Source organism: Pseudomonas sp. ES3-33 (assembly GCF_000952175.1).
GTDB lineage: Bacteria > Pseudomonadota > Gammaproteobacteria > Pseudomonadales > Pseudomonadaceae > Aquipseudomonas > Aquipseudomonas gregormendelii.
On sequence record NZ_JZRI01000043.1, the window covers coordinates 14,297 to 37,987 of the forward strand.

Consider the following 23,691-nt stretch of genomic DNA (forward strand, 5'->3'; position numbering starts at 1 on the left):
CTGAGAGAGCGGAGGTGGCTAGCCTACTCGCCCTTCGAGGGTTATCGCAAGTCGCCATTCTGCGTGGCTTCGACCATTTTCTCCAGGAACATGGCCAATCCGACTTCCTCGGCTCGCAGCCCCTTGCGGGTTCTGGGCCTCGGCAGCTCAGCCAGGGCGCCGAGGAGAAAATGCTCCAGTACCGCCGGATGGATGTAGCACTTACGGCACACCGCCGGGGTATTGCCCAGTTGTTTGGCGACATTTTTCACCATTTCAACCACGTGGCGCTTGGCGTCCGATTCCGGCTCCCAGTGCAATTCGCGCAACACCGACAACGCCAGCGCGCTGCCTGCCCAGGTGCGGTAATCCTTGGCGGTGAAGTCGGCGCCGGTGAGCGTTTGCAGGTAGGCGTTGACGTCTGAAGAACTCACCGTGTGGCGCTCACCGTTTTCGTCCAGATACTGGAACAGGTTCTGTCCGGGTATCTCCAGGCAGCGCTTGATGATTCGCGCCAGGCGCCGGTCCTTGACGGTGATCTGATGCTCTACGCCGCTCTTGCCGCGGAACTGGAACAGGATCGCACTGCCATTGACTTCAACATGGCGGCTGCGCAGGGTCGTCAGGCCGTAGGAGCGGTTGTCCCGGGCGTACTGGGTGTTACCGACGCGGATCAGTGTCGCGTCAAGCAAGGTTATTACGGTGGCCATGACCTTGTCGCGGCTGAAGCCGGGAGCCTCCAGCAGTGCTTCAAGTTGCTTGCGTAACTTGGGCAAAGCCAGGCCGAAATCTCTCAGGCGTGAGTATTTGTCGGCGTCGCGTACTTCGCGCCAGCGCGCATGATAACGATACTGCTTGCGACCCCGTGCATCACGTCCGGTCGCCTGCAGATGGCCGCGTGGATCGGCGCAGATCCACACGTCAGTGTAGGCCGGCGGCACCGCGAGGGCATTGATGCGTTTGACCTCGTCCGGATCGGTGATGCGCTGGCCGGTCGAGTCGAAGTAGCAGAACTTGCCGCGTAGTTTCCTGCGGGTGATTCCAGGTTGCGTGTCATCGACATAGTGCAGGTCGGGAGGCAACGCAACGGGCAGATCGGTATCGGGCATGGCGGTAGTCCTGGCTTGCAATCAATTGGCCGTTACAGCGATTGACCGCACGCAATCGCAGTGGTGCCGGCGAATTTAAGCCAGCACCGCCACCGCCTTGATCTGCGCCCACAATTGCTGGCCGGGGTACACACCCAACTGGTCCCGGGAGTAACGAGTGATGCGCGCCAGCAGCGGCGTGCCACCGGCTTCCAGGCGTATCAAAACGTGAGCGGCATTGTCTGCGGGCATTTCACTGATTACCGTGACGGGCAGGCGATTGAGAATGCTGCTGTGCTCGGCGGCGTTCAGGCTCAGGCTGACATCCCGCGCCTGCACCTTGCACCGCAGCGCCTGGCCCAGGGTCATTGGCGAGTGCGCCACGCGAATGTTCATGTCGCTGGCGGGCAGTTGCAGCGTCAGCAACTGGTAGTGGGCATCGTAGGCGCTGACCTGGCCCTCGATCACCACGCCAGCGTCGTCACCGAGTGCAAGCGGCAGGTCGAGACGCGCCAGGGTGGCGCCGATCGGGCCGCTGGCCAGGGCCTTGCCATCGCTTAGCAGAACAATATGATCGGCCAGGCGCGCCACTTCATCCTGTGAGTGGCTGACGTACAGCACGGGGATTTCCAGTTCGTCGTGCAAGCGCTGCAGGTACGGCAGGATCTCGTTCTTGCGCTGACTGTCGAGCGCCGCCAGCGGCTCGTCCATCAACAGCAGCCGGGGACTGGTGAGCAATGCGCGGGCTATGCCGATGCGCTGGCGCTCACCGCCCGACAGGTTGTGCGGATGACGATCGAGCAGATGGCCAATGCCCAGCAGATCGGTGGCGTGCGTCATATCAACCCGCCGCTGGGAGGCGGGAATGCGCTTGAGGCCGAACTGCAGATTGGCCAGCACCGACAGATGCGGAAACAGGCTCGCTTCCTGGAATACGTAGCCCAGGGCGCGCTTGTGTGCTGGCACGAAAATCCTCTTCGCGCTGTCTTGCCAGACTTCATCATTGACCTGGATAAAAGCCTGACCAGCCTTCTCCAGCCCGGCGATGCACCGCAGGCAGGTGGTCTTCCCGGAGCCGGAATGCCCGTACAGCGCCGTCACGCCACGGCCGGGCAATTGCAGGTCGACGTCCAGGGCAAACCCCGGATAGTCCAGTTTCAAGCGCATATCAATCATCGATCAGCTCCAGCCCGCACGGGTCTTGCGGCTGGAGTAGAGCGCCAGCAACACGGCAAACGAAAAGACCAGCATCGCCCCGGCCAGCCAATGGGCCTGGGCGTATTCCATGGCTTCGACATGGTCGTAGATTTGTACCGAGACCACCCGGGTTTTGTCCGGAATGTTGCCGCCGATCATCAGTACGACTCCGAACTCGCCGACCGTATGGGCAAAGCCCAGAATGGCTGCCGTGATGAAACCGGGACGTGCCAGGGGCAGGATCACGCTGAAAAAAGTGTCCCAGGGATTGGCCCGCAGCGTCGCGGCCACTTCCAGTGGCCGCGTACCGATAGCGGCAAAAGCATTGTGCAGGGGTTGCACCACGAATGGCATGGAATAGAGCACCGAGCCAATCACCAGGCCGGCAAAACTGAAGGTCAGGGTGCCGAGCCCGAGTGATTGGGTGAGCTGGCCGACAACGCCGTGGGGACCTAGCGCGATCAACAGGTAAAAACCAATCACCGTAGGGGGCAAGACCAGGGGCAGGGCGACGATCGCCCCGACCGGACCGCGTAGCCAGGAGGTGGTACGCGACAGCCACAACGCGATCGGAGTGCCGATCACCAACAGGATGACCGTCGTCAGCGACGCCAGTTTCAGGGTCAGCCAGATGGCAGCAAAATCGGCACTGGTCAGGCTCATTTAAAGTTGATAACCGTAGGATTTGATAACGGCAGCGGCTTTGGGCCCCTTGAGGTAGTCAACCAGCGCCTTGGCGGCTGGATTGTCCTTGCCCTTGTTGAGGATCACCGCGTCCTGCTTGATCGGGTCGTGCATGTCGCCCGGAACGATCCAGGCCGAGCCGCCGGACACTTTGCCGTCTTTGTAAACCTGCGACAAGGCGACGAAACCGAGCTCGGCGTTGCCGGTGGACACAAACTGGTAAGCCTGGGTGATGTTTTGGCCTTCGACGATCTTGGCTTTGACTTGATCGGTCAGGCCCAGCCTGGCCAGCACTTGGGTAGCTGCCAGCCCGTACGGCGCAGCTTTCGGGTTAGCGATGGCCAGATGCTGATACTGGTTATCGCTAAGGACCTTGCCCTGGTTGTCGACGTATCCGTCCTTGGCCGACCATAGCGCCAGGGTGCCAATGGCGTAAGTGAAACGTGAGCCCTTGACGGTATCGCCTTCGTTTTCAAGTTTCTGCGGCGTGCTGTCATCGGCTGACAGGAACACTTCGAAGGGCGCGCCATTCTTTATCTGGGCGTAGAACTGGCCGGTGGCACCGTAGGCAGCTATCAGCTTGTGACCGGTGTCTTTCTCGAAATCGGCAGCGATCGCCTGGAGGGGGGCGGTGAAATTGGCCGCGACCGCGACCTGGACTTCTTCGGCCTGGGCCGATCCAACCGTGCAGACAGCCACCAGGCTCATAAGGGCAGCAGGGGCAAAACGTGAGGCGCGAGGGGTCATGAACGGCTCCGTGACGGGCAGGTACAGCAGTGGGGACTAAACGCTATGTAGGGAAATATATAGCGAAAAACCCGCAAACGGAACTCGATTGTATACATGTTGCCCAGATCGACCCCGGTAGGAGCTGCCGCAGGCTGCGATCTTTTGATCTTGATCTTGATCTCTAAACCACGAGGATCAAAAGATCGCAGCCTGCGGCAGCTCCTACAGGGATGGCGGCGGCTTGAGGTCTAGTGGATCAGTTTCGCCAACCCTTCCTCTGCCAGTTTGCGGGTCAGCTCTGCCGTGCTCAGCTCCTTCCCGAGGGGAAACGCCTGACCTGCCCAGAGGTTGCTGAAGTCGGCTTCTCCCTTGGCGCGCAATGGCATCAACGCACCCCCGGCGAGCGGAAAGGCCGGGGCCTTGTCACTCATAGGCCCCAGCTCGCGCATCACTCGATTGAGAATGCCCCGTGCCGGGCGGCCGGTGAAAAGATTGGTCACGGCCGTGTCACTTTCCCTGGCGGTGCGCAATGCCTTGTGGTGAGAGGCGCTGACCTTGGCTTCCGGGGTGAACAGGTAGGCGGTACCGACCTGCACCGCGCTCGCTCCCAGCATGAACGCCGCCGCCACGCCACGGGCGTCACTGATGCCGCCTGCGGCGATCACCGGGATTTTCACGGCATCAACAATCTGCGGCACCAGGGCGAATGTACCCACCTGGCTACTCAGGTCGTCGCTGAGGAACATGCCGCGATGACCACCCGCTTCATTGCCCATGGCAATGATCGCGTCGCAACCGTTCTGCTCCAGCCAGATCGCTTCTTCGACCGTAGTAGCGGACGACAGCACTTTTGCGCCGGTCGCCTTGACGCGGTCGAGCAGTGACTTTTCCGGCAGGCCAAAATGAAAGCTCACCACTTGCGGGCGCAGTTCTTCAATGACTTCGCATGTCGCGCTATCAAACGGCGCGCGATTGGACACCGGCGTCGGCGCATCGAAGTCCACGCCCAGTTCGCGGTAATAAGGCTCCAGCAGATTCTTCCAGTCCCGGGCGCCTTGTTCGTTGGCCACGGGTGGTTGATGGCAGAAAAAATTCACGTTGATCGGGCGCTGGGTCTGCGCGCGAATGGCCTTCAGTTCTTCGCGCAGTTGGTCGGTGCTCAACAGGGCTGCGGGCATGGACCCCAGGCCTCCGGCGTTGCTCGCCGCGATCACCATGGCCGCACCCGTCGCGCCAGCCATGGGCGCCTGGATGATCGGCAGCTCGATGCCAAGCAGGTCAAGGATGCGGGTATCTGGCCATTGACTCATTTTGCGGGCTCTCCGGCGGGTGGGCAGGGCAGGGACAGTCGGGGCGGATTTGTACCAGCAATCGCGGCGCCAAGGCCAGTGCTGGCGCAGCGCTCATTTCAAACAAGTCTCATGTCCAACAGCAGATTCGGGGCGTGCTTCGCGCTCGAGCAACTCTCGCTTGCGCTCCACGCCCCACCGATACCCCGACAGGTCGCCGTCACTGCGCACCACGCGATGACAAGGAATCGCCACTGCCAGATGATTTGCGCCACACGCCTGCGCTACCGCCCGGAAGGCTTTCGGGGCGCCGATCTGCCGGGCAATTTCAGCATAGCTGGCGGTGCTACCCGGCGGAATATCCCGCAGCGCCTGCCATACCCGCTCCTGAAACGCCGTGCCGCGCACATCCAGGGGCAAATCCAGGCCCAGGGCCGGGGCTTCGATGAAGCCGACGACCTTGGCAATCAACTGCTCGAACGCATGGTCAGCCCCCAGCAGGTTGGCCTGCCGAAATCGATCCTGCAGATCGCACACCAACTGATGCGGGTCGTCCCCCAGCAGGATCGCGCACACCCCGCGCTCGCTTTGCGCCACCAGGATCGCGCCGAGTGAGCACTGGCCCACGGCAAAAAAAATGTCGTTGTTCTGGCCGGCGGCACGGTAATCGGTTGGTTTCATGCCCAGTACACTATCCGCCGCTGCGTAGAAGCGGCTATTGGAGTTAAATCCGGCGTCGTAGAGCGCCTCAGTGACCGAGCCGCCATCGGCCAGGCGCTGGCGCACCTTGCGGGCACGATGGGCGGCGGCATAACCCTTGGGGGTCAGGCCAGTGATCGCCTTGAACACACGATGGAAGTGAAAGCTGCTTATGCCTGCAGCCGAGGCGAGGTCAATGAGCACCGGCACTTGCTCGGCGGTTTCTATCTGGCGGCACGCCGCTGCTACAGTCGCGGCATGCTGCGCGGCGAGATCACTTTGATCCTTCGCCGCCCTTTTGCTTGGGCGATATCCTGCGGCCTGGGCTTGCTCGGCAGTATCGAAGAACTGCACATTCTGCGATTTGGGCAAGCGCGCCAGGCTACTGGGGCGACAATAGACGCCAGTGGTTTTCACCGCGTAGACGAATTGTCCATCTGCGCGCGGATCGCGCGCAACCACGGCAGCCCAGCGGGGGTCATCCTCGATGGGGCCAGTTGTCGAAGGAGTGGTCATGACTTCACCTGCATGGAAGGGTTTGATCCAGCTTAGGAGGTTGCGTCCTACGCAACACTCCGCGGCTTGCGATTGAACTCGAAAGGCTCACCGCGCCGCCCGGAAGGTGAAGTTGATGCGCTGCTCCCCCAACCGTGGATGCTGACCGTCCTTGATAGGCAATACCCCGTGATAGCGCAAGCGATCGACACCGCCCCATACCACCACATCGCCATGAAACAGCGACACCCTCTGGCATTTGTCACCGCGTTCGAATCCACCAAACAGGAAGACCGCCGGCAACCCGAGGGATACCGAGACGATTGGCGCTGCCATGGACGTCTCGTCCTTGTCCTGGTGCAATGACATTTTCGCGCCGGGGGGATACCGGTTGATCAGGCAGGAGTCGGGGACAAAGCCTGCAAACCCAGCTTCCAGGGCGGCTGCCTGGGCCAGGTGAAGAAACACCTCGGGCATTGGCGGCCAGGGCTTGCCGCTCGCTGGATCCTGGCGGCTGTAGTGATAGCCACTGCGGTCGGTGGTCCAGCCCCAGGTACCGCAGCTGCTCAGCGCGGCCGACATGGTGAAGCCCCCTGGGGTGACCATCTGCCGAAAAGGCGCGGCCGCGAGGACATCATCCAGCTCCGGCAGCAAGCGTTCAAGCCAGGGCAGGACGAAACCCCGCAGCACCCAGGATTGTTCGGCAATTTGCTCGCGCTTTGGCTGTTGCTCAGGTTCGTGGTCGGCGAACAGGTCCAGGGTGACAGAGCTCATAGGTGGTCACTCATCGAGACGATGATCAGCGATTCGGGAGATGCCGGCGTTACAGCGCCTTGCTCACGCTGATCTCGCTGATGACATCTTCGCCCTGGCCGTGAATCACGTCCAGCGCGGCCTTGGCTTCTTCGGCAGTGCCGTTTTCAAGCTGGGCGAACTCGAACCGGCGTTCGCCGTTGAGCTTGTATTTAATGACGTACTTGGTCGTCTGGGCCACGGTCATACCTGCAAGTCGGGAGGTGGAAATGCCACTCAGCTCAGTTTCGAGCTGGAGCGGCGGATGATCTTGATCGAGTGCGTGAGGGTCGGCTTGCGGGTCACGCTGATCGCCCGGTTGGTCACCGTGTCGATTGTGATGTTCCAGAAACCGGTGCTCGGTGCGGTGATGCGCGCCGGGAAAGTGTCGAACGCGCCGCCGTGGTACGTGTGGCGACCACCATTCTTGAAGCTGCGGAAGTTGGCGTCGTTCATCAAGCGGATGTTGCAGGTTTGCGAGCATTGAATGACGACGATGTCGTCTTCATTCAGGTGCTCGCGCTGGTGGATAAATTTCATGAGGCGCCTCCAGAAGGGCTTTTTCTACAAAATCAAAACGATAGCTGGGCAATTGGCGCAGTTTATCAGCCCGAACAGGTTATTATCCGGTCGCCTTGGTCCACTTTGGCAATAAATGCAGAATTTTGGACATCAATCAGCGATTAACGCAGGCAGCCTCGGAGAAAAACAGCATTTGTGCTGTCGGAGGGTCTTTATCGGAGGTTTTATATGAAGTGGGGTGTAGGGTTACTGCCGTTGGCGTTGGTGATCAGTGGTTGCGCAAGTGTTTCGGAGATCAATGAAACGCTGCCGACCATGAGCGTGATCTCCGGCAAGAAACCCCATGAATATGCGCAGTGCCTGACCGAAAAGCTTGCCAGCAGCCGTGGCGCCTTGCAGGTTGAGCCGCACAAGGATGGCGTGCGGGTTATCGTACCGCAGAAGTTTTCCTCGGGGCCGGCCGCCGTATTTGATATCGAGGACCGTTCCAGTGGCAGCAGCATCAAGCTGCACGAGCGCATTTCCAATGTGCCGTTGCGTCCCAAGGATGTGCGTAACGCTGCAACTGCCTGCATTTCCGGCTGATAGAATACCGCCGGTCAGCACTGATGCCGCCTCAGCGACGCTTTGGCGGCATTGTCATTTCTGGAGTCGAGCATGAAGCGAGAGCAAGTACGGGAACGTCACGCCGAAGGGAGTATTTCGGCCACCCATGTGATTCAGAATCCGGCGAACTCGGGAGAGTGGATCGTTTTTTTCAAGAAGAGCGCCGGGCGCAGTTACTTTCTGGTGGATGATAACGACGAAGTCGAGTCCTTCAGCCGTCTCGACGATCTGATCGAGACCGTTCGCGGCCTCGGGATCAAATTTGCGGAAATCCACATGTAGGGCAGGGTGCCTTACTTGCAGACCACCACCACACTGCGGTTTTTGAAGTTGCCGACGTCCACCCCAAGGGTCTTGTCGCTTTCCTTCAACGAAGGAGTGCCGTCGGTGCCGACGATCCGGTAGCCGGTGCCGGCGCAGGAGGCATCGGCTTTTTCATAGCAGGTGGCCCAGGAATTGGCCTCTCCGGAACAGTCGATGGCCAGGCCTTGTTCCCCGTTATTGAGGTAGGTGGTTTCAGAAGTGGCACAGCCGCTCAGGGCCAATACTGCAATCAGTGGCAAAAATTTATTCATGTCGTTGTCGTCGTCAGGATGATGGGGCTAAGCCTGTGACAGCGCTGGCATCAAAAGGTTATAGCCAAAGGCCACTTATTGCCGTCTTATCTAAAACAGGCGTCGCAAAAAAGCCCTGCGCGAGTCAGGGCTTGGGTGCGGCAGCTACTGATCAGCGTTTGTCTTTGCCACGTCGGCCAGTACTGGCGTGTTCCAGCTCCAGTACCGATGCTACCTCGATTGCCATTGCCTCGGTCGGAAAGGCCCCGGCGCCGACATCTTCACCGTTGGCACCCGCCACTCGCCATTCGCCAGGCTTGACTTGCTTGATCTGGTAACCGTTGACTATTTTTGCTTCCGACATGTATCTGCCTCGTTGGCTGGTTCAATTGGGCAATGATAACGCCAAATGCACTCACCGGGTGCTGATGGGCGTATGGTGGTGCGATTGCGCGCCGATTTTCCCCTCGGCGCACAGCGTCCAGCTTTTCTGCTATCTATTAGGAGGCGAACTGTTCTGGGGAACTATCCGACAGAATATTTCTCTATGATGGCATCGGTTAGCCAGTGCGGGGCATTGTAAGGTGCCCGCCGCCTGATTAGACTGCGCCGAAACTCGTACACACAGCCCTTACAAGGACTTTTATGATCAAGAAATGCTTGTTCCCAGCAGCCGGTTACGGTACTCGCTTCCTGCCAGCGACTAAAGCCATGCCCAAGGAAATGCTGCCGGTGGTAAACAAGCCACTGATCCAGTACGGCGTTGAAGAAGCCCTGGACGCTGGGTTGACCGAAATCTCCATCGTGACCGGTCGCGGCAAACGCGCGTTGGAAGACCACTTTGACATCAGCTACGAGCTGGAAAACCAGATCAAGGGCACCGACAAGGAAAAATACCTGGTCGGCATCCGCAAGTTGCTCGACAACTGCTCGTTCTCCTACACCCGCCAGACCGAAATGAAAGGCCTGGGCCACGCCATTCTGACCGGCCGTCCGCTGATCGGTGACGAACCCTTCGCCGTGGTACTGGCGGATGACTTGTGCGTGAACCTTGAAGGCGACGGCGTACTGACCCAGATGGTCAAGCTGTACAAGCAGTTCCGCTGCTCGATCGTGGCCATCCAGGAAGTTGATCCGCAAGAGACTCACAAATACGGCGTGATCGCCGGTGAGATGATCCGCGACGACATCTACCGCGTTCACAGCATGGTTGAAAAGCCAAAACCTGAAGATGCGCCGTCGAACCTTGCGATCATCGGTCGCTACATCCTGACTCCGGACATCTTCGATCTGATCGAACAAACCGAGCCAGGCAAGGGTGGTGAAATCCAGATCACCGACGCCCTGATGAAACAGGCACAAAACGGCTGCGTGATGGCCTACAAGTTCAAAGGCAAGCGTTTCGACTGCGGCGGTGCCGAAGGCTACATCGACGCAACCAACTTCTGCTTCGAGAACTTCTACAAGACTGGCAAGGCTTACTGATAGCCAGGCCTGCTTGTAATGAAAGCCACCTTCGGGTGGCTTTTTCTTTTTCAGCCCCCAAATAAAAGCCCAGTACTTGCCCAGCATGCGTGTGCAGGTATGCTGTTGACCTGCCGAGGAGATTGAAGATGGCCTACGATTTTGACCTTTATGTGATTGGCGCCGGTTCCGGTGGCGTACGGGCTGCGCGTTTCGCTGCCGGCTTTGGGGCCAGGGTGGCTGTGGCCGAGAGCCGTTATCTGGGGGGTACCTGTGTGAACGTCGGCTGCGTGCCGAAAAAGCTGCTGGTCTACGGCGCGCATTTTGCCGAGGACTTCGAGCAGTCGTCCGGTTTCGGCTGGACACTTGGGGAGGCGAAATTTGATTGGGCGACCCTGATTGCCAACAAGGACCGCGAGATCAATCGCCTCAACGGCATCTACCGTAACCTGCTGGTCAACAGCGGTGTGACCTTGCACGAGGGCCATGCCAAGATCGTTGATCCGCATACGGTCGAGATCAACGGCGAGCGCCACACCGCGGAGAACATCCTGATCGCTACCGGCGGCTGGCCGCAGGTCCCGGAAATCCCGGGGCACGAGCATGCCATCAGCTCCAACCAGGCATTCTTCCTGAAAGAGCTGCCAAAGCGCGTGCTGGTAGTCGGTGGCGGCTACATTGCCGTCGAGTTTGCCGGGATCTTCCACGGGCTGGGCGCCGACACCACCTTGCTGTATCGCGGTGACCTGTTCCTGCGTGGCTTCGACGGCGCGGTGCGCAAGCATTTGCAGGAAGAGCTGACCAAGCGCGGTATGGACCTGCAGTTCAACGCCGACATCGAGCGCATCGACAAGCAGGCCGATGGCAGTCTCAAGGCCACCCTCAAGGACGGTCGTGAGCTGGAAGCCGATTGCATTTTCTACGCCACGGGCCGCCGGCCGATGCTGGATAACCTTGGGCTGGAAAACACGGGCGTCAAGCTCGACCAGAAAGGCTTCGTCGAAGTTGACGAGCAATACCAGACCGCCGAGCCGTCGATCCTGGCGCTGGGTGATGTCATCGGTCGGGTCCAGCTGACGCCTGTTGCGCTGGCTGAGGGCATGGCGGTAGCGCGACGCCTGTTCAAGCCCGAGCAATACCGTCCGGTGGATTACAAAATGATCCCGACCGCGGTGTTCAGTTTGCCGAACATCGGTACTGTCGGCTTGACCGAGGAAGAGGCGCGGGACGCCGGGCATGAAGTGGTGATCTACGAAAGCCGTTTCCGCCCGATGAAGCTGACCTTGACCGAGTGTCAGGAGCGCACCCTGATGAAACTGGTGGTCGACGCGAAGTCCGACAAGGTGCTGGGTTGTCACATGGTCGGGCCCGATGCCGGTGAAATCGTTCAAGGTCTGGCGGTCGCACTGAAGGCCGGTGCGACCAAGCGCGACTTCGACGAAACCATCGGCGTCCATCCGACGGCCGCCGAAGAATTCGTCACCATGCGTACGCCGGTCGATCGTTAATCGGCTGTTGCAGCGTCTGGGGCTGTCGCAATGGCAGCCGCCAGGCGCATGCTTTCATCAAGGCTCGCCCGGGTCTTTTGCAGTTCTGTTTCCAATCCCTTGTTGAGCTGCGACTGATCTTCAACGCTCTGTTTAAGCGACTGGCTTTCCAGCAAAGCTGCGCGCAGGCGTTCCTGGAGGAGGGTGCGCTCGCTGTCGATGCGGTTGACTTGCTCCAGCAACTGATCCTGGCGGTTATGCGTGTGCTTGAGCTGTTCCTGCATCAGGCTCAGCTCACGCAGCGTGCCACGGTTCTCCGTCAGCAGGCGTTCATTGTCCCGATGCAGCTGCGTGATTTCGTCCTGGCGTATCAAGGCGCTCTGCTGGGCCTGGCGCAGCTCCATCTGAATTTGTTGTACCTGCCCTTCATGGCGGCGCTGCTCCTGCTCACGCTGTTCCTTGACCGCGTTGCGATAGTGCTCCAGCGCGTCGCGGGCGTGCAGGTGCTTTTCTTCCAGAGAGCGAATCTGCTCATCCTTGTCCTGCAAGCGCAATTCGAAATCTGCCAGCGCCTGGTTGAGTCCCGCGTTGCGTGTCTGCTCGGTCTGCAATAACGCGAGCGTGTTCTGCAGAGTGTCCGATTCCTGGGTGAGGGCCAGGGTTTGCACTTCGTATTGCTGTTGCAGCTCGGTATTGGCTTCCATCGCTTGGGCCAGCTGTGCATCCAGCGCCTTTTTCTGCTGATCGAACTGCGTGCGAGCCTGGTCAATGGGCTCCTGCGCCTGCTCTTTAAGCCGTTGGGCGAGGCGGGCTACCAGCCCTGCGAGTTCGTCATCGATCGGTTCGCTGGTCGCATCTACAGGCTCGGCAGCGTCGTCGAGCTCCTTCAAATATCGGTGAATAGTAGTCTTTGAGCCGGTATTGCCCATTTCTATGCGTACAGCGTCAATGCTCGGGTGTTCGCCCCGGGCAAGGATTGCCAGGCGTGCCGTTTGAACCACTGCTTTGTTAATGCCGCCGCGAGCCATGAGCTCTCCTACGATTTCGTACTGTGGTACATACCACTAAAAATCAATTGTACCATGATTCGATAATCAGAGATAATTCTTGAATACTCACATGGGATATATTGGTATTATCCCGTGTGATAAGCTTTTTCAGTAGTAAGCCGCCCCAAATCCGTACACAAAGCCCTGTAGGAGCGAGCTCGCTCGCGAAAACCCCGCAAGCGCCGCTGGCTAACTAACCCCCGCCATCGTTGACGACCATCGCGAGCAAGCTCGCTCCTACAGAAGCAGGCTCCATGAGCGTATTTTCCAGAAGGCAGGTTCCATGAGCGGGTTTGATCGTTCAGAAGGCAGGTCGCATGAGCGAGCTTGATCGTTACCTTAATGCCGCCACCCGCGACAACACCCGGCGTAGCTACCGCGCCGCCATCGAGCACTTCGAAGTCAGCTGGGGCGGCTTCCTGCCCGCGACCGCCGACAGCGTCGCGCGTTATCTGGTGGCGCATGCGGGCGTACTTTCGATCAACACCTTGAAGCTGCGCTTGTCGGCGCTGGCGCAGTGGCACAGCAGCCAGGGGATTGCCGATCCCACCAAGGCGCCGGTGGTGCGCAAGGTGTTCAAGGGGATCCGCGCACTGCACCCGGCCCAGGAAAAGCAGGCCGAGCCGTTACAGCTGCAGCACCTGGAGCGGGTGATTGCCTGGCTTGAACGAGAGGCGCAGATCGCTCAGGCCGAACACGATCAACCGGGCTTGTTGCGCGCAAGGCGCGACACCGCGCTGATCCTCTTGGGATTCTGGCGAGGATTTCGCAGTGACGAGTTATGTCGCGTGCAGATCGAGCACGTCCAGGCCAGCGCCGGTGCCGGAATCAGCCTGTATTTGCCGCGCAGCAAGGGTGACCGTGACAACCTCGGCAAGACCTACCAGACGCCAGCGCTCCAGCGCTTGTGCCCGGTGCAGGCTTATATCGCCTGGATCAGCGCCGCCGCGTTGGTGCGGGGCCCGGTGTTCCGCGGTATCGACCGCTGGGGACATCTGAGCAAGGAGGGCTTGCACCCCAACAGCGTGATTCCACTATTGCGCCAGGCGTTACAACGCGCAGGCATCGCCGCCGAGCACTACACCAGCCATTCCCTGCGCCGGGGTTTTGCCACCTGGGCGCATCAGAGCGGCTGGGATCTGAAATCGCTGATGAGTTACGTCGGCTGGAAAGACGTGAAATCGGCGATGCGTTACGTCGAGGCCAGTCCGTTTCCCGGCATGACCCGCCTGGTCGAAAAGCCACTGGCGCCCTAGATTCCGTTTTCTTCTATTAATACTGTCGGCTAATAGCGAAAACCAATCAGTAGCATGAGCTTTGCCAATGAGCCATCGAGGGATTGGATAGGTAGGATTCATCTCATCAACTTTTCAACCCCTGACGGAGAGTCATCGATGCCTATCATCAACAGCCAAGTTAAACCGTTCAAAGCTGACGCCTTCAAAAATGGCGACTTCGTAAAAGTCTCGGACGCTGACCTGAAAGGCAAATGGTCGGTCGTATTCTTCTACCCGGCGGACTTCACCTTCGTTTGCCCAACCGAGCTGGAAGACCTGGCCGACAACTACGAAGCGTTCCAGAAGCTGGGCGTTGAAATCTACAGCGTTTCCACCGACACCCACTTTGCCCACGCTGCCTGGCACAACACTTCGCCAGCCATCGGCAAGATCCAGTACACCATGATCGGCGACCCGACCCACGCCATCTCCCGCAACTTCGACGTGCTGATCGAAGACGCTGGCCTGGCTGACCGTGGCACCTTCGTGATCAACCCTGAAGGCCAGATCAAGATCGTTGAACTGAACGATGGCGGCGTTGGCCGCGACGCTTCCGAGCTGCTGCGCAAAATCAAGGCTGCTCAGTACGTTGCTGCTCACCCAGGTCAGGTTTGCCCAGCCAAGTGGAAAGAAGGCGAGGCTACCCTGGCTCCGTCCCTGGACCTGGTCGGCAAGATCTAAGACTGTGAAAGCACTATCAGGGCGGGTTTCCGCACCTCAGTAAGCTGCAACCGCCCACTAAAAACGCCCGGGCGAGATTCGCTCGGGCGTTTTTTTATGCCTGCTTTATATGAATCCGAAAAAAGGAAATCGCCCGTATGTTGGACGCCAATCTTAAAGCCCAGTTGAAGTCATACCTGGAACGGGTCACCCAGCCGATCGAGATCGTTGCTTCCCTCGACGACGGTGCGAAATCCCAGGAAATGCTCGCGTTACTGAAAGACGTTGCCAGTCTTTCCAACCAGATTACCTTGCTCGATAACGGTGACGATGCACGCAAACCATCGTTCTCGATCAATCGCCCAGGTGCGGATATCAGCTTGCGTTTTGCCGGCATCCCGATGGGCCACGAATTCACCTCGTTGGTGCTGGCCTTGCTGCAAGTTGGCGGTCACCCTTCGAAAGCCAGTGTGGAAGTGATCGAACAGATCCGTTCGCTCAAAGGCGAGTTCAGTTTCGAGACCTACTTCTCGCTGTCCTGCCAGAACTGCCCGGACGTGGTCCAGGCGCTGAACCTGATGGCGGTGCTGAACCCGAATATTCGCCACGTGGCGATCGACGGCGCGCTGTTCCAGGCTGAAGTCGATGACCGTCAGATCATGGCGGTGCCGAGCATCTACCTCAACGGGGTCAACTTCGGTCAGGGCCGCATGGGCCTGGAAGAGATCCTCGCCAAGATCGACACCAGCGGTATCGAGCGTCAAGCCGAGAAAATCAGCGGCAAGGAAGCCTTTGACGTACTGGTCGTCGGCGGTGGCCCGGCCGGTGCGTCGGCCGCGATCTACGCTGCCCGCAAAGGCATTCGTACCGGTGTGGCGGCGGAGCGCTTTGGTGGGCAGGTGCTGGACACCATGGCCATCGAAAACTTCATCTCCGTGCAGGAAACCGAAGGGCCCAAGCTGGCCGTGGCCTTGGAAGAGCACGTCAAGCAATACGACGTCGACATCATGAACCTGCAACGTGCCGACAAACTGGTGCCGGGCAAGGAGGGGGAGTTGCACCAGATCCACTTCGCCAGCGGCGCCACCTTGAAAGCCAGGACCGTGATCCTGGCGACCGGTGCGCGGTGGCGTGAAATGAACGTCCCTGGCGAACAGCAGTACCGCAACAAAGGCGTGGCGTACTGCCCACACTGCGACGGTCCGCTGTTCAAGGGCAAGCGCGTGGCGGTGATCGGCGGCGGCAACTCGGGCGTCGAAGCGGCCATTGACCTCGCCGGTATCGTGTCCCACGTGACCTTGCTGGAGTTCGACGTACAGTTGCGTGCCGATGCAGTCTTGCAGCGCAAGTTGCACAGCCTGCCGAACGTAACAGTGATCACCAGTGCGCAAACCACCGAGGTGACCGGCGACGGGCAAAAGGTCAATGGACTGCGTTACAAGGATCGCAAGTCAGATGAACTTCGCACCGTCGAGCTGGAAGGTATTTTCGTGCAGATCGGTTTGCTGCCCAACACCGACTGGCTCAAAGGCACCATCGAGTTGTCGCCTCGCGGCGAGATCGTCGTTGATGCTCGCGGTGAGACGTCGATGCCGGGCGTGTTCGCTGCCGGCGACGTGACCACTGTGCCGTACAAGCAGATCGTGATTGCGGTAGGCGAGGGCGCCAAGGCTTCCTTGAGTGCATTCGATCACCTGATCCGCACCTCGGCCCCGGCATAAAAGCCGAGGGCTGAAAACACAAAAACCCCATGAGCGATCATGGGGTTTTTGCGTTTTGCACGAGCCAAATGTGGTTTGGTTTACATTGGGGCTGGCTGGATGATTTCGACCCAGTAGGCATCCGGATCCTTGATGAAGGCCAGGCTCTTCATGCGGCCATCGGTCAGGCGCTTCTGGAAGTCGCAGCCCAGTGCTTCAAAGCGCTCGCAGGCGGCGACGATGTCCGGGACCGAGATGCAGATATGACCAAAACCCCGCGGGTCGGTGTTGCCATTGTGGTAGGCAAACGCCGGATCATTCTCCGTGCCGTGGTTATGGGTCAGTTCCAGGATGCCTGGAATCGACTTCATCCATTCGGTGCGCGCAGCAGCGTCAGCCGGGATCTGGTCTTTTTCCACCAGCGCCAGGAAGTACAGGCTGAATTCCGCTTCCGGAAAATCGCGTTTTTCCACCAGTGAGAAACCGAGGATTCGCGTGTAGAAATCCAGCGACTTGGTGATGTCCTTGACCCGCAGCATGGTGTGGTTGAAGACAAACTTCTGCGTGGCAGTGTCAGGTTGGGCAGTGACGCCGGGGAAGGTATTCAAATCGTGCAGGCTCATGGGCCCTCCGGTCAATAAATGGGCTAGCGAATGGCAGCAATGATACGCAAGGGATCCGACATCACCAAACCCAAAGCGTCCGCTATTGCCTGACGGGCGGGGTGGGCCCAGACTTGTTGAATCAACCTTTGAGTACGACCTTGCGATGATTCGATTCTGTTTACTGATAAGCCTGCTGTCGGTAATCGCCGCCGCCCATGCAGAGCCCGCGCTGATCACCTGGCCCAGTGGCTGGGAAGTGGAGGCCGTGGCCCAGGCAGACGCTGCATCGAAAGTGTCGCGCCAACGTGCAGTAAAAAACGATGTGGGCGGTACCCCCGTGCTGGTGATGGAATTGACCATGACCCCAGTGGAACCCGGGCATCAGGTCAACCTGCAGGGCGTGTTGCTGGAGATGCGCAAGTCGCTGCAAAAGGACTTTTTCCAGGGCGGGTATCAAAGTGTTTGCAACAAGATCCACGACGCACGCTTGAGTGATTTGCAGGCGCTGGAGACAACTTGCACCGTCACCCAGAACGGACGACACGTGCTCTCTCAGACATTGGTCGCGGCCGTGGACGCGGATAACGCCTATGTACTTTCTTACGCCGGACAAGCCGAAGTGTACAAGGCCAGTCAGGACGAGATAGCTGCCGTTCGTAACAGTTTGAAACTTTAGTGGTGACTAAAAATTGGAGTAGGACAGCTCTAAAGAACTAAGCATAAAGTAGGTATCTAAACGTAAAAAAGCTATGCGTTGGCAGTAACACTGAAGGAGCGAGCTTGCTCGAGAAAAACGTCAACGATAACGCGTGAGGCCTGACTAAGCGCGCTGTCTCTGAGTTCTTCGCGAGCAAGCTCGCTCCTGCAATGATCTTAGCCGCGAAGCCATGACTCAACCGTGGACGCCCCGTACTGTTCCTTCCATGATTTCAGGCCGCGGTGGTTGCCGCCCTTGGTTTCAATCAGTTCACCGGTGTGCGGATTGTGATAGACCTTGACCACGCGAGCGCGCCGGGTTTTCGGCGCAGACGCCACCTGCAGGCCCGATTTTGCCGGGTTCGGATCGAGAATGGCGATCACATCCCGCAGGCTCTTGCCATAGGTTTTCATCAGCCCCTGGAGCTTCTCTTCGAATTCCATTTCCTTCTTGAGTCCGGCGTCGTTCTTCAAGGTTTCCAGCTGCTTGAGCTGCTCCTGAAGGGCCTTTTCAGCTGCACGAAATTCAGCAAGTCTGGACAATATCTTCACTCCAATAGTTGTGTGACTGATGCCAGCCGTAAATAAAGCTATAAGCCAGGCGCTTTGAAGCGGCTCAGTGCTAAGGGCTCGCTGGCGCATCTTTGTGTGAACAGTAAAAAGTGTAGTGGTTAATACGAAAAGAGTAAATCATGACTTTTTTACATGTAACAACAACCGCCTGTCGAAGTGTTCACAGGCGGCGTTATTAGTATGTCGTTTGAGTCGATAAGTTAACGCCCTGTTAATGCGTTAATGAACTGTGCGCCCGGCATGGGTCGCGCAAACAGATAACCCTGCAGGAAGCCGACACCACGGGCGGTCAGATAATCACTCTGTTCTTCGGTTTCCACACCTTCTGCAACGATGTCCAGATTCAGCTTTACCGAGAGCTCGATGATGCTGTCGAGGATGTGCCGGGACAGCACGTCGGCGCCGATCATCGCGACGAAACTTTGATCGATCTTGAGGAAATCTACGTTGAACTGGCGCAGGTAGCCGAGGCTAGAATGGCCGGTGCCGAAGTCATCGATGGCGATTTTCACCCCCAGTTCATGCAGTTGTTCGAACAGCCTGTGAGTGATATCAGTGGGCTCGATCAGTTCTCGCTCCGTCAGTTCCAGCACCAGGCAGACTGAGCCCTGGGTGAAATGGCTGAGGAATTGGCGGCAATCGTTGATCAGTTGCAGGTCCTTGCAATGACGGGCGGTGATGTTGACGCTGATGCGCAAGGGTTGCTCGAATGCGCTGGCGATGGGCGCCAGCAGTTCGGCGGTTTGTTGCATCAGCGAGCGGGTCATGGGCACGATGAGCCCGGAGTGCTCGGCAAAGGGGATGAACAGGTCCGGCCGCACCAGGCCTTCTTTCGGATGGTTCCAGCGCATCAACACTTCGGCGCCAGACCACTGTTTACTGTCCCCCGACACGACCGGCTGGAAGTACGGAACAAACTCCCTGGCTTCCAGGGCCCGTTGCATCTCGACACTTGGCGACGTCGAGCGCTTCTGCAGAATGTGCCCGATCAGTCCGGACATCGCGCCAAAAAATATCAGCAGGCTGAACAGCGGAGGGTACTCGCTGCTGATGTAACGCCAGATCTCGCCTTCGCGCAAACCCGCAGTCACATGAAAGGCATAACGCTGCGAGTCCAGGGTGGTGTGCGCCACGGGCAGGACGGGCAGGGGGCCTTCGTGGATCTGCCCGTCGGCATCCAGCCATTGAGGACCTACTTGCAACAAAACGATGGTCTTGCGCCCGATCAGGCGCAGGATATTGCTCAGGTGGTAACCGTCCAGGATGCTCATCGCCCCCTGTTTGCCTTTGCTGAGTCGATACACCAGCAAAGCGGTATCAGGTGTCACCCGGTTGCCTTTCATCAGCAGTAACTGCCCGTGGCTATAATCACCCGGTGCTATTTTTTCGTGGGTTTCACCGAACAGCGAGCTGCAATAAATGGTGTCGTCCCACAACAGGTTCGTCGCGCGCACAAAGGGCCGGCGTGTGACTTGTTCGCGCAGGGCAAGATTGACGTCGGCACAGGGTTGCCCCGCCAGCGGCAGCAATTTTTCTGCGGCCTGGGCGGTGTTGTCGAGCATCAGGTCGAACTGGAGGACGGCTTCTTCGGCGGTCAGGCGCGAACCCTGTTCCAGAGTCCGCTGCGCTTGCAGGTAAAGAATGACGCCACCCAGCACGATGGGCAGCAGTGCGCTGAGCAGGGTCACGACAATCCGGGAGCTGCGTTTGCGGCGGGTCTTGGCGCTTAATGGCATTTTTGTAAACCCGGGTGACGGGATAGGGCTGTCAACGGCTGGCAGGACCATCACAGGCCCTCCAAAAGAGAGGCTGACAGCGGCCATGATAGTCGGCCTTTTGCCAGTCTGCCCGGAGGGATGCACCGCTTGCACAGCGGTGGTGAACAGGGATTTGATACACAGGGCGGACAAATATGTTTACGCTGTGTAGAATCGGGTTACGCATACAAGAATAATCGTCTTCTGGCAGCAGAAGCCTCGCCCGTCTTAACCTTGGGTCGACAATGAAGATATTTGGGTTTCAACTGATCTATGGTGACTTCCTCGCGCGCAGCGTGAGAGGTATCTCCTGCGCGCCGCCCGCCGACCTCAGCATCGCCAGCAACTAACATTTGTTAATTCTGAAAAGCATGATGAGGCGCCGACCATGGCAGATTTATACGAAAACCCAATGGGCCTGATGGGCTTTGAATTCATCGAATTCGCATCGCCAACCCCAAACACCTTGGAGCCGATCTTTGAGATCATGGGCTTCACCAAGGTGGCGACCCACCGTTCCAAGGACGTGCACCTGTATCGCCAGGGCGCAATCAACCTGATCCTCAACAATGAACCCAACAGCGTAGCCTCGTACTTCGCGGCCGAACACGGCCCGTCGGTGTGCGGCATGGCGTTCCGCGTCAAGGATTCGCAGAAAGCCTACAAGCGCGCGCTGGAACTTGGCGCCCAGCCGATCCACATCGAGACCGGCCCGATGGAGCTGCACCTGCCGGCCATCAAAGGTATTGGCGGCGCGCCGCTGTACTTGATCGACCGTTTCGGCGAGGGCAGTTCGATCTACGACATCGACTTCGTGTTCATCGAAGGCGTGGACCGCAATCCAGAAGGCGCGGGCCTGAAGATCATCGATCACCTGACTCACAACGTGTATCGCGGCCGCATGGCGTACTGGGCGAATTTCTACGAGAAGCTGTTCAACTTCCGCGAGATCCGCTACTTCGATATCAAGGGTGAATACACTGGCCTGACCTCCAAGGCCATGACCGCACCGGACGGCATGATCCGCATTCCGTTGAACGAAGAGTCGTCCAAGGGCGCCGGGCAGATCGAAGAATTCCTGATGCAGTTCAACGGCGAAGGCATCCAGCACGTGGCCTTCCTCAGCGACAACCTGATCGACACCTGGGACCGCCTGAAGAAGATTGGCATGCGCTTCATGACCGCGCCGCCTGAAACTTACTACGAGATGCTGGAAGGCCGTCTGCCGAACCATGGCGAGCCGGTTGATGAACTGCAAATGCGCGGGATCCTGCTCGACGGTTCGTCGGAGTCCGGCGACAAGCGCCTGCTGCTGCAGATCTTCTCGGAAACCCTGATGGGTCCGGTGTTCTTCGAATTCATCCAGCGCAAAGGCGATGATGGATTTGGCGAGGGCAACTTCAAGGCGCTGTTCGAATCGATCGAGCGTGATCAGGTTCGTCGTGGCGTGCTGTCCACTGACTGATTTGGTTTAGAACAAGAGATCGCAGCCTTCGGCAGCTCCTACAGGGTGAAAAAACCCATGTCGGAGCTGCCGAAGGCTGCGATCTTTTGCTTTCAAGGACGCCGCTGCCGCATCAAATGCTTGAACCCCTCAAACATCAACACCACCACTGCCAGCCAGATCGGTATGTAGGTCAGCCATTCCCCCTCCTTGATGCTTTCCCCCAACAGCAACGCCACCCCCAGCAACAGCACCGGCTCAACATAACTGAGCAGCCCGAACAAGCTGAACGGCAACAACCGGCTGGCGATGATGTAGACCACCAGCGCCGACGCGCTGATAACCCCAAGCAGCGGAATCAGCAGCGACAACCACGGGTACTGATCAAACACCGCAAAGCCCTGATCGCCACTCTGCACAAACCAGAATGCCACCGGCAGGGTCAACGCCATGTCCAGCCACAGGCCGCCCAGGTTGTCTGACTTCAAGCGCTTTCGCAGGACAAAAAATGTCGGATAACCGACGCACACCAGCAGGGTAGCCCATGAAAAACCACCCACCTGGTACAGCTCGTTGATGACCCCGAGGCAGGCGAACACTACCGCGACTTTTTGCAGATAGGACAAGCGTTCGCCAAAGGCGATTCTTCCAGTGAGCACCATGGTCAGCGGCAACAGGAAGTATCCCAGCGAAACATCAAGGCTGTAGCCGTTGAGCGGCGCCCACATGAACAGCCACAGCTGCACGCCGAGCAGGGCAGAGGAGGCGACCAGGCCGGCAATAAGTTTCGGCTTGGCGATAAGTCGTCGCACCAGCTCGACCACCCGCTTCCACTCCCCGGACACCACCATGTACACAGTCATGCAGGGTACGGTCAGCAGCATCCGCCAGCCAAAAATCTCCACGCCGCTCAAGGGGGTGAGCAGCGAGGTGTAGTAATACATGACGGCAAACAGCACCGAGGCCGTGACCGATAGAGCGATACCTTTAGACAACGTGTCCTCGCGGCAGTGAAGGTATAACGGGGTATGGAGGATACGTGGTTTTCAGAATTTCTGTTGCCTGCCCCGATCGTCGATTTCACCACGGTACTGGCGCGTGGCGCGATTTGAGATAGGGTTGACTCAGGAACTCGCGCGATTGGAGAAATACATGCGCTATTCAGGCTTGACCCAACGCATCGCCGGTGAAGGCGCCGCGGCCTGGCAAATTCATAATCGCGCGCTGCAAATGCGCGAAGAGGGCGTCGACGTACTGCTGCTGTCGGTCGGCGACCCGGATTTCGATACACCCCGGCCCATCGTCCAGGCCGCCATCGACAGCTTGCTGGCGGGCGACACCCACTACTCGCAGGTGCGCGGCAGTCGGGGTTTGCGCGACAGCATTGCCCAGCGTCATCGGCGTCGAAGTGGACAGGTGGTGGACGCCGACCATGTGATCGTGATGCCCGGCGCGCAATGCGCGGTGTACTCGGTCGCGCAATGCCTGCTTGATCCGGGCGACGAAGTGATCGTCGCCGAGCCGATGTACGTGACGTATGAAGGGGTGTTCGGCGCCTGCGGGGCCACGGTGATGCCGGTGGCGGTGCGTCCGGAGAACGGCTTTCGGGTCGATCCGGCGGACGTGGCGGCCCGTATCACCCCCAGGACCCGGGCGCTGTTGCTCAACAGCCCGAACAACCCCTCCGGCGCCAGTCTGTCACTGATGATCTGGCAGGAACTGGCCTTGCTGTGTGTGCGACACGACCTTTGGTTGATCAGCGACGAGGTCTACGGTGATCTGCTGTACGAGGGTGAACATATCAGCCCGGCCAGTCTGCCGGGCATGGCCGAACGTACAGCGACCATCGGCAGCCTGTCCAAGTCCCACGCCATGACCGGCTGGCGAGTGGGTTGGGTGATCGGGCCCAAACTCTTGAACGATCATCTGGAGCATCTCTCGTTGAGCATGCTGTTTGGCATTCCGGAGTTCGTGCAAAAGGCGGCGCAACGGGCGCTGGATGAAGACCTTCCGGAGGTGGCGCTGATGCGCGATGAATATCGTCAGCGCCGCGACCTGGTGTGTACGAGCCTGAACCAATGCCCGGGTATCCGGGCCATTCAGCCCGATGGCGGAATGTTCGTGATGGTCGACGTGCGCGACACCGGGTTGTCCGCCCAGCATTTCGCCGAGCGGCTGCTGGAGGGGTATGGCGTATCGGTACTGGCGGGTGAGGCGTTCGGGCCGAGCGCGGCGGGGCATATCCGCATCGGGTTGGTGGTGGACCAGCGCAAGCTGGCGGATGCCTGTCGAAGGATTGCGCTGTGTGCAATCGACCTTCTGGAAGCGCGTCGGGCCTGAGAAAA

General features: G+C 58.9%; 26 protein-coding genes. 10 read left to right on the forward strand and 16 right to left on the reverse strand.

The annotated features are described in order from the left end of the window. Positions 1 to 41: 41 nt before the first annotated feature. The 9 genes from UB23_RS05405 to UB23_RS05440 form a co-directional block, all read right to left on the reverse strand. Entirely contained in the window at positions 42 to 1,088 is a 1,047-nt protein-coding gene (locus UB23_RS05405) for a DNA topoisomerase IB (protein ID WP_045058299.1), read from the reverse strand. 75 nt (positions 1,089 to 1,163) lie between these two features. Next, positions 1,164 to 2,243, reverse strand: coding sequence for a molybdenum ABC transporter ATP-binding protein (modC, locus tag UB23_RS05410; RefSeq protein WP_045058300.1), 1,080 nt, complete (start codon positions 2,241 to 2,243; stop codon positions 1,164 to 1,166). Between the two features lie 3 nt (positions 2,244 to 2,246). Continuing rightward, positions 2,247 to 2,927 (reverse strand): molybdate ABC transporter permease subunit, encoded by a 681-nt coding sequence (gene modB / locus UB23_RS05415; protein WP_045058301.1) that lies wholly within the window; start codon positions 2,925 to 2,927, stop codon positions 2,247 to 2,249. After that, positions 2,928 to 3,695 carry a molybdate ABC transporter substrate-binding protein gene (gene modA, locus UB23_RS05420; RefSeq protein WP_045058302.1) on the reverse strand — a complete coding sequence of 256 codons (768 nt, stop codon included), beginning with the start codon at positions 3,693 to 3,695 and terminating at the stop codon, positions 2,928 to 2,930. It abuts the gene before it with no gap. A 230-nt stretch (positions 3,696 to 3,925) separates the two neighbouring features. Then, complete coding sequence (locus UB23_RS05425; RefSeq protein ID WP_045058303.1) at positions 3,926 to 4,987, reverse strand: NAD(P)H-dependent flavin oxidoreductase; 1,062 nt, start codon at positions 4,985 to 4,987, stop codon at positions 3,926 to 3,928. A 93-nt stretch (positions 4,988 to 5,080) separates the two neighbouring features. Further along, entirely contained in the window at positions 5,081 to 6,181 is a 1,101-nt protein-coding gene (gene ada, locus UB23_RS05430) for a bifunctional DNA-binding transcriptional regulator/O6-methylguanine-DNA methyltransferase Ada (RefSeq protein ID WP_045058304.1), read from the reverse strand. A gap of 87 nt (positions 6,182 to 6,268) precedes the next feature. Beyond that, a complete protein-coding gene (gene alkB, locus UB23_RS05435; RefSeq protein WP_045058305.1) occupies positions 6,269 to 6,934 on the reverse strand; it encodes a DNA oxidative demethylase AlkB in 666 nt (221 codons plus the stop codon). 49 nt (positions 6,935 to 6,983) lie between these two features. Beyond that, positions 6,984 to 7,154, reverse strand: coding sequence for a hypothetical protein (locus UB23_RS29880; RefSeq protein WP_163019503.1), 171 nt, complete (start codon positions 7,152 to 7,154; stop codon positions 6,984 to 6,986). 35 nt (positions 7,155 to 7,189) lie between these two features. Further along, positions 7,190 to 7,492, reverse strand: coding sequence for a DUF1883 domain-containing protein (locus UB23_RS05440; RefSeq protein ID WP_045058306.1), 303 nt, complete (start codon positions 7,490 to 7,492; stop codon positions 7,190 to 7,192). 210 nt (positions 7,493 to 7,702) lie between these two features. Between UB23_RS05440 and UB23_RS05445 the strand changes: the two genes are divergently transcribed. Next, positions 7,703 to 8,059, forward strand: coding sequence for a hypothetical protein (locus UB23_RS05445; protein WP_045058307.1), 357 nt, complete (start codon positions 7,703 to 7,705; stop codon positions 8,057 to 8,059). Positions 8,060 to 8,131: 72 nt separating this feature from the next. After that, complete coding sequence (locus UB23_RS05450) at positions 8,132 to 8,362, forward strand: hypothetical protein (protein WP_045058308.1); 231 nt, start codon at positions 8,132 to 8,134, stop codon at positions 8,360 to 8,362. A gap of 11 nt (positions 8,363 to 8,373) precedes the next feature. On the opposite strand, the gene UB23_RS05455 is transcribed toward UB23_RS05450, so the two are convergent. Then, a complete protein-coding gene (locus tag UB23_RS05455) occupies positions 8,374 to 8,655 on the reverse strand; it encodes a lipoprotein (RefSeq protein ID WP_045058309.1) in 282 nt (93 codons plus the stop codon). A gap of 151 nt (positions 8,656 to 8,806) precedes the next feature. Further along, the gene (locus UB23_RS05460) at positions 8,807 to 8,998 is read right to left on the reverse strand and encodes a hypothetical protein (RefSeq protein ID WP_045058310.1); all 192 of its coding nucleotides are present in this window, start codon (positions 8,996 to 8,998) and stop codon (positions 8,807 to 8,809) included. 281 nt (positions 8,999 to 9,279) lie between these two features. On the opposite strand from UB23_RS05460, the gene galU reads away from it, so the two are divergent. Continuing rightward, positions 9,280 to 10,119: a UTP--glucose-1-phosphate uridylyltransferase GalU gene (gene galU / locus UB23_RS05465; protein WP_010460715.1), complete on the forward strand. Its 840-nt coding sequence runs from the start codon at positions 9,280 to 9,282 to the stop codon at positions 10,117 to 10,119. 128 nt (positions 10,120 to 10,247) lie between these two features. Then, positions 10,248 to 11,606: a glutathione-disulfide reductase gene (gorA, locus tag UB23_RS05470; RefSeq protein WP_045058311.1), complete on the forward strand. Its 1,359-nt coding sequence runs from the start codon at positions 10,248 to 10,250 to the stop codon at positions 11,604 to 11,606. On the opposite strand, the gene UB23_RS05475 is transcribed toward gorA, so the two are convergent. After that, entirely contained in the window at positions 11,603 to 12,613 is a 1,011-nt protein-coding gene (locus UB23_RS05475) for a DNA-binding protein (protein WP_045058312.1), read from the reverse strand. The two genes, gorA and UB23_RS05475, sit on opposite strands and share 4 nt — an antisense overlap. A gap of 338 nt (positions 12,614 to 12,951) precedes the next feature. Between UB23_RS05475 and UB23_RS05480 the strand changes: the two genes are divergently transcribed. The 3 genes from UB23_RS05480 (at position 12,952) to ahpF (ending at position 16,292) form a co-directional block, all read left to right on the forward strand. After that, complete coding sequence (locus UB23_RS05480) at positions 12,952 to 13,890, forward strand: site-specific integrase (protein ID WP_045058313.1); 939 nt, start codon at positions 12,952 to 12,954, stop codon at positions 13,888 to 13,890. Between the two features lie 138 nt (positions 13,891 to 14,028). Next, the gene (gene ahpC / locus UB23_RS05485; protein WP_045058314.1) at positions 14,029 to 14,592 is read left to right on the forward strand and encodes an alkyl hydroperoxide reductase subunit C; all 564 of its coding nucleotides are present in this window, start codon (positions 14,029 to 14,031) and stop codon (positions 14,590 to 14,592) included. A 137-nt stretch (positions 14,593 to 14,729) separates the two neighbouring features. Beyond that, positions 14,730 to 16,292 carry an alkyl hydroperoxide reductase subunit F gene (gene ahpF, locus UB23_RS05490; protein WP_045058315.1) on the forward strand — a complete coding sequence of 521 codons (1,563 nt, stop codon included), beginning with the start codon at positions 14,730 to 14,732 and terminating at the stop codon, positions 16,290 to 16,292. An 80-nt stretch (positions 16,293 to 16,372) separates the two neighbouring features. Here ahpF and gloA read toward each other — a convergent pair whose 3' ends face one another. After that, on the reverse strand, positions 16,373 to 16,894 hold the full coding sequence (gene gloA, locus UB23_RS05495) for a lactoylglutathione lyase (protein ID WP_045058316.1): 522 nt from the start codon (positions 16,892 to 16,894) through the stop codon (positions 16,373 to 16,375). A 145-nt stretch (positions 16,895 to 17,039) separates the two neighbouring features. Here gloA and UB23_RS05500 point away from each other — a divergent pair, with 145 nt between their 5' ends. Next, positions 17,040 to 17,552 carry a DUF4946 domain-containing protein gene (locus tag UB23_RS05500; RefSeq protein WP_045058317.1) on the forward strand — a complete coding sequence of 171 codons (513 nt, stop codon included), beginning with the start codon at positions 17,040 to 17,042 and terminating at the stop codon, positions 17,550 to 17,552. 197 nt (positions 17,553 to 17,749) lie between these two features. On the opposite strand, the gene UB23_RS05505 is transcribed toward UB23_RS05500, so the two are convergent. Continuing rightward, positions 17,750 to 18,115 carry a histone-like nucleoid-structuring protein, MvaT/MvaU family gene (locus UB23_RS05505; protein WP_045058318.1) on the reverse strand — a complete coding sequence of 122 codons (366 nt, stop codon included), beginning with the start codon at positions 18,113 to 18,115 and terminating at the stop codon, positions 17,750 to 17,752. A 230-nt stretch (positions 18,116 to 18,345) separates the two neighbouring features. Beyond that, the gene (locus tag UB23_RS05510) at positions 18,346 to 19,881 is read right to left on the reverse strand and encodes an EAL domain-containing protein (protein WP_045058319.1); all 1,536 of its coding nucleotides are present in this window, start codon (positions 19,879 to 19,881) and stop codon (positions 18,346 to 18,348) included. Positions 19,882 to 20,290: 409 nt separating this feature from the next. On the opposite strand from UB23_RS05510, the gene hppD reads away from it, so the two are divergent. Continuing rightward, the gene (hppD, locus tag UB23_RS05515; protein ID WP_045058320.1) at positions 20,291 to 21,367 is read left to right on the forward strand and encodes a 4-hydroxyphenylpyruvate dioxygenase; all 1,077 of its coding nucleotides are present in this window, start codon (positions 20,291 to 20,293) and stop codon (positions 21,365 to 21,367) included. Between the two features lie 92 nt (positions 21,368 to 21,459). On the opposite strand, the gene rarD is transcribed toward hppD, so the two are convergent. After that, a complete protein-coding gene (gene rarD, locus UB23_RS05520) occupies positions 21,460 to 22,341 on the reverse strand; it encodes an EamA family transporter RarD (RefSeq protein WP_045058321.1) in 882 nt (293 codons plus the stop codon). Between the two features lie 157 nt (positions 22,342 to 22,498). Here rarD and UB23_RS05525 point away from each other — a divergent pair, with 157 nt between their 5' ends. Next, the gene (locus UB23_RS05525) at positions 22,499 to 23,686 is read left to right on the forward strand and encodes a pyridoxal phosphate-dependent aminotransferase (RefSeq protein ID WP_045058322.1); all 1,188 of its coding nucleotides are present in this window, start codon (positions 22,499 to 22,501) and stop codon (positions 23,684 to 23,686) included. Positions 23,687 to 23,691: the final 5 nt, after the last annotated feature.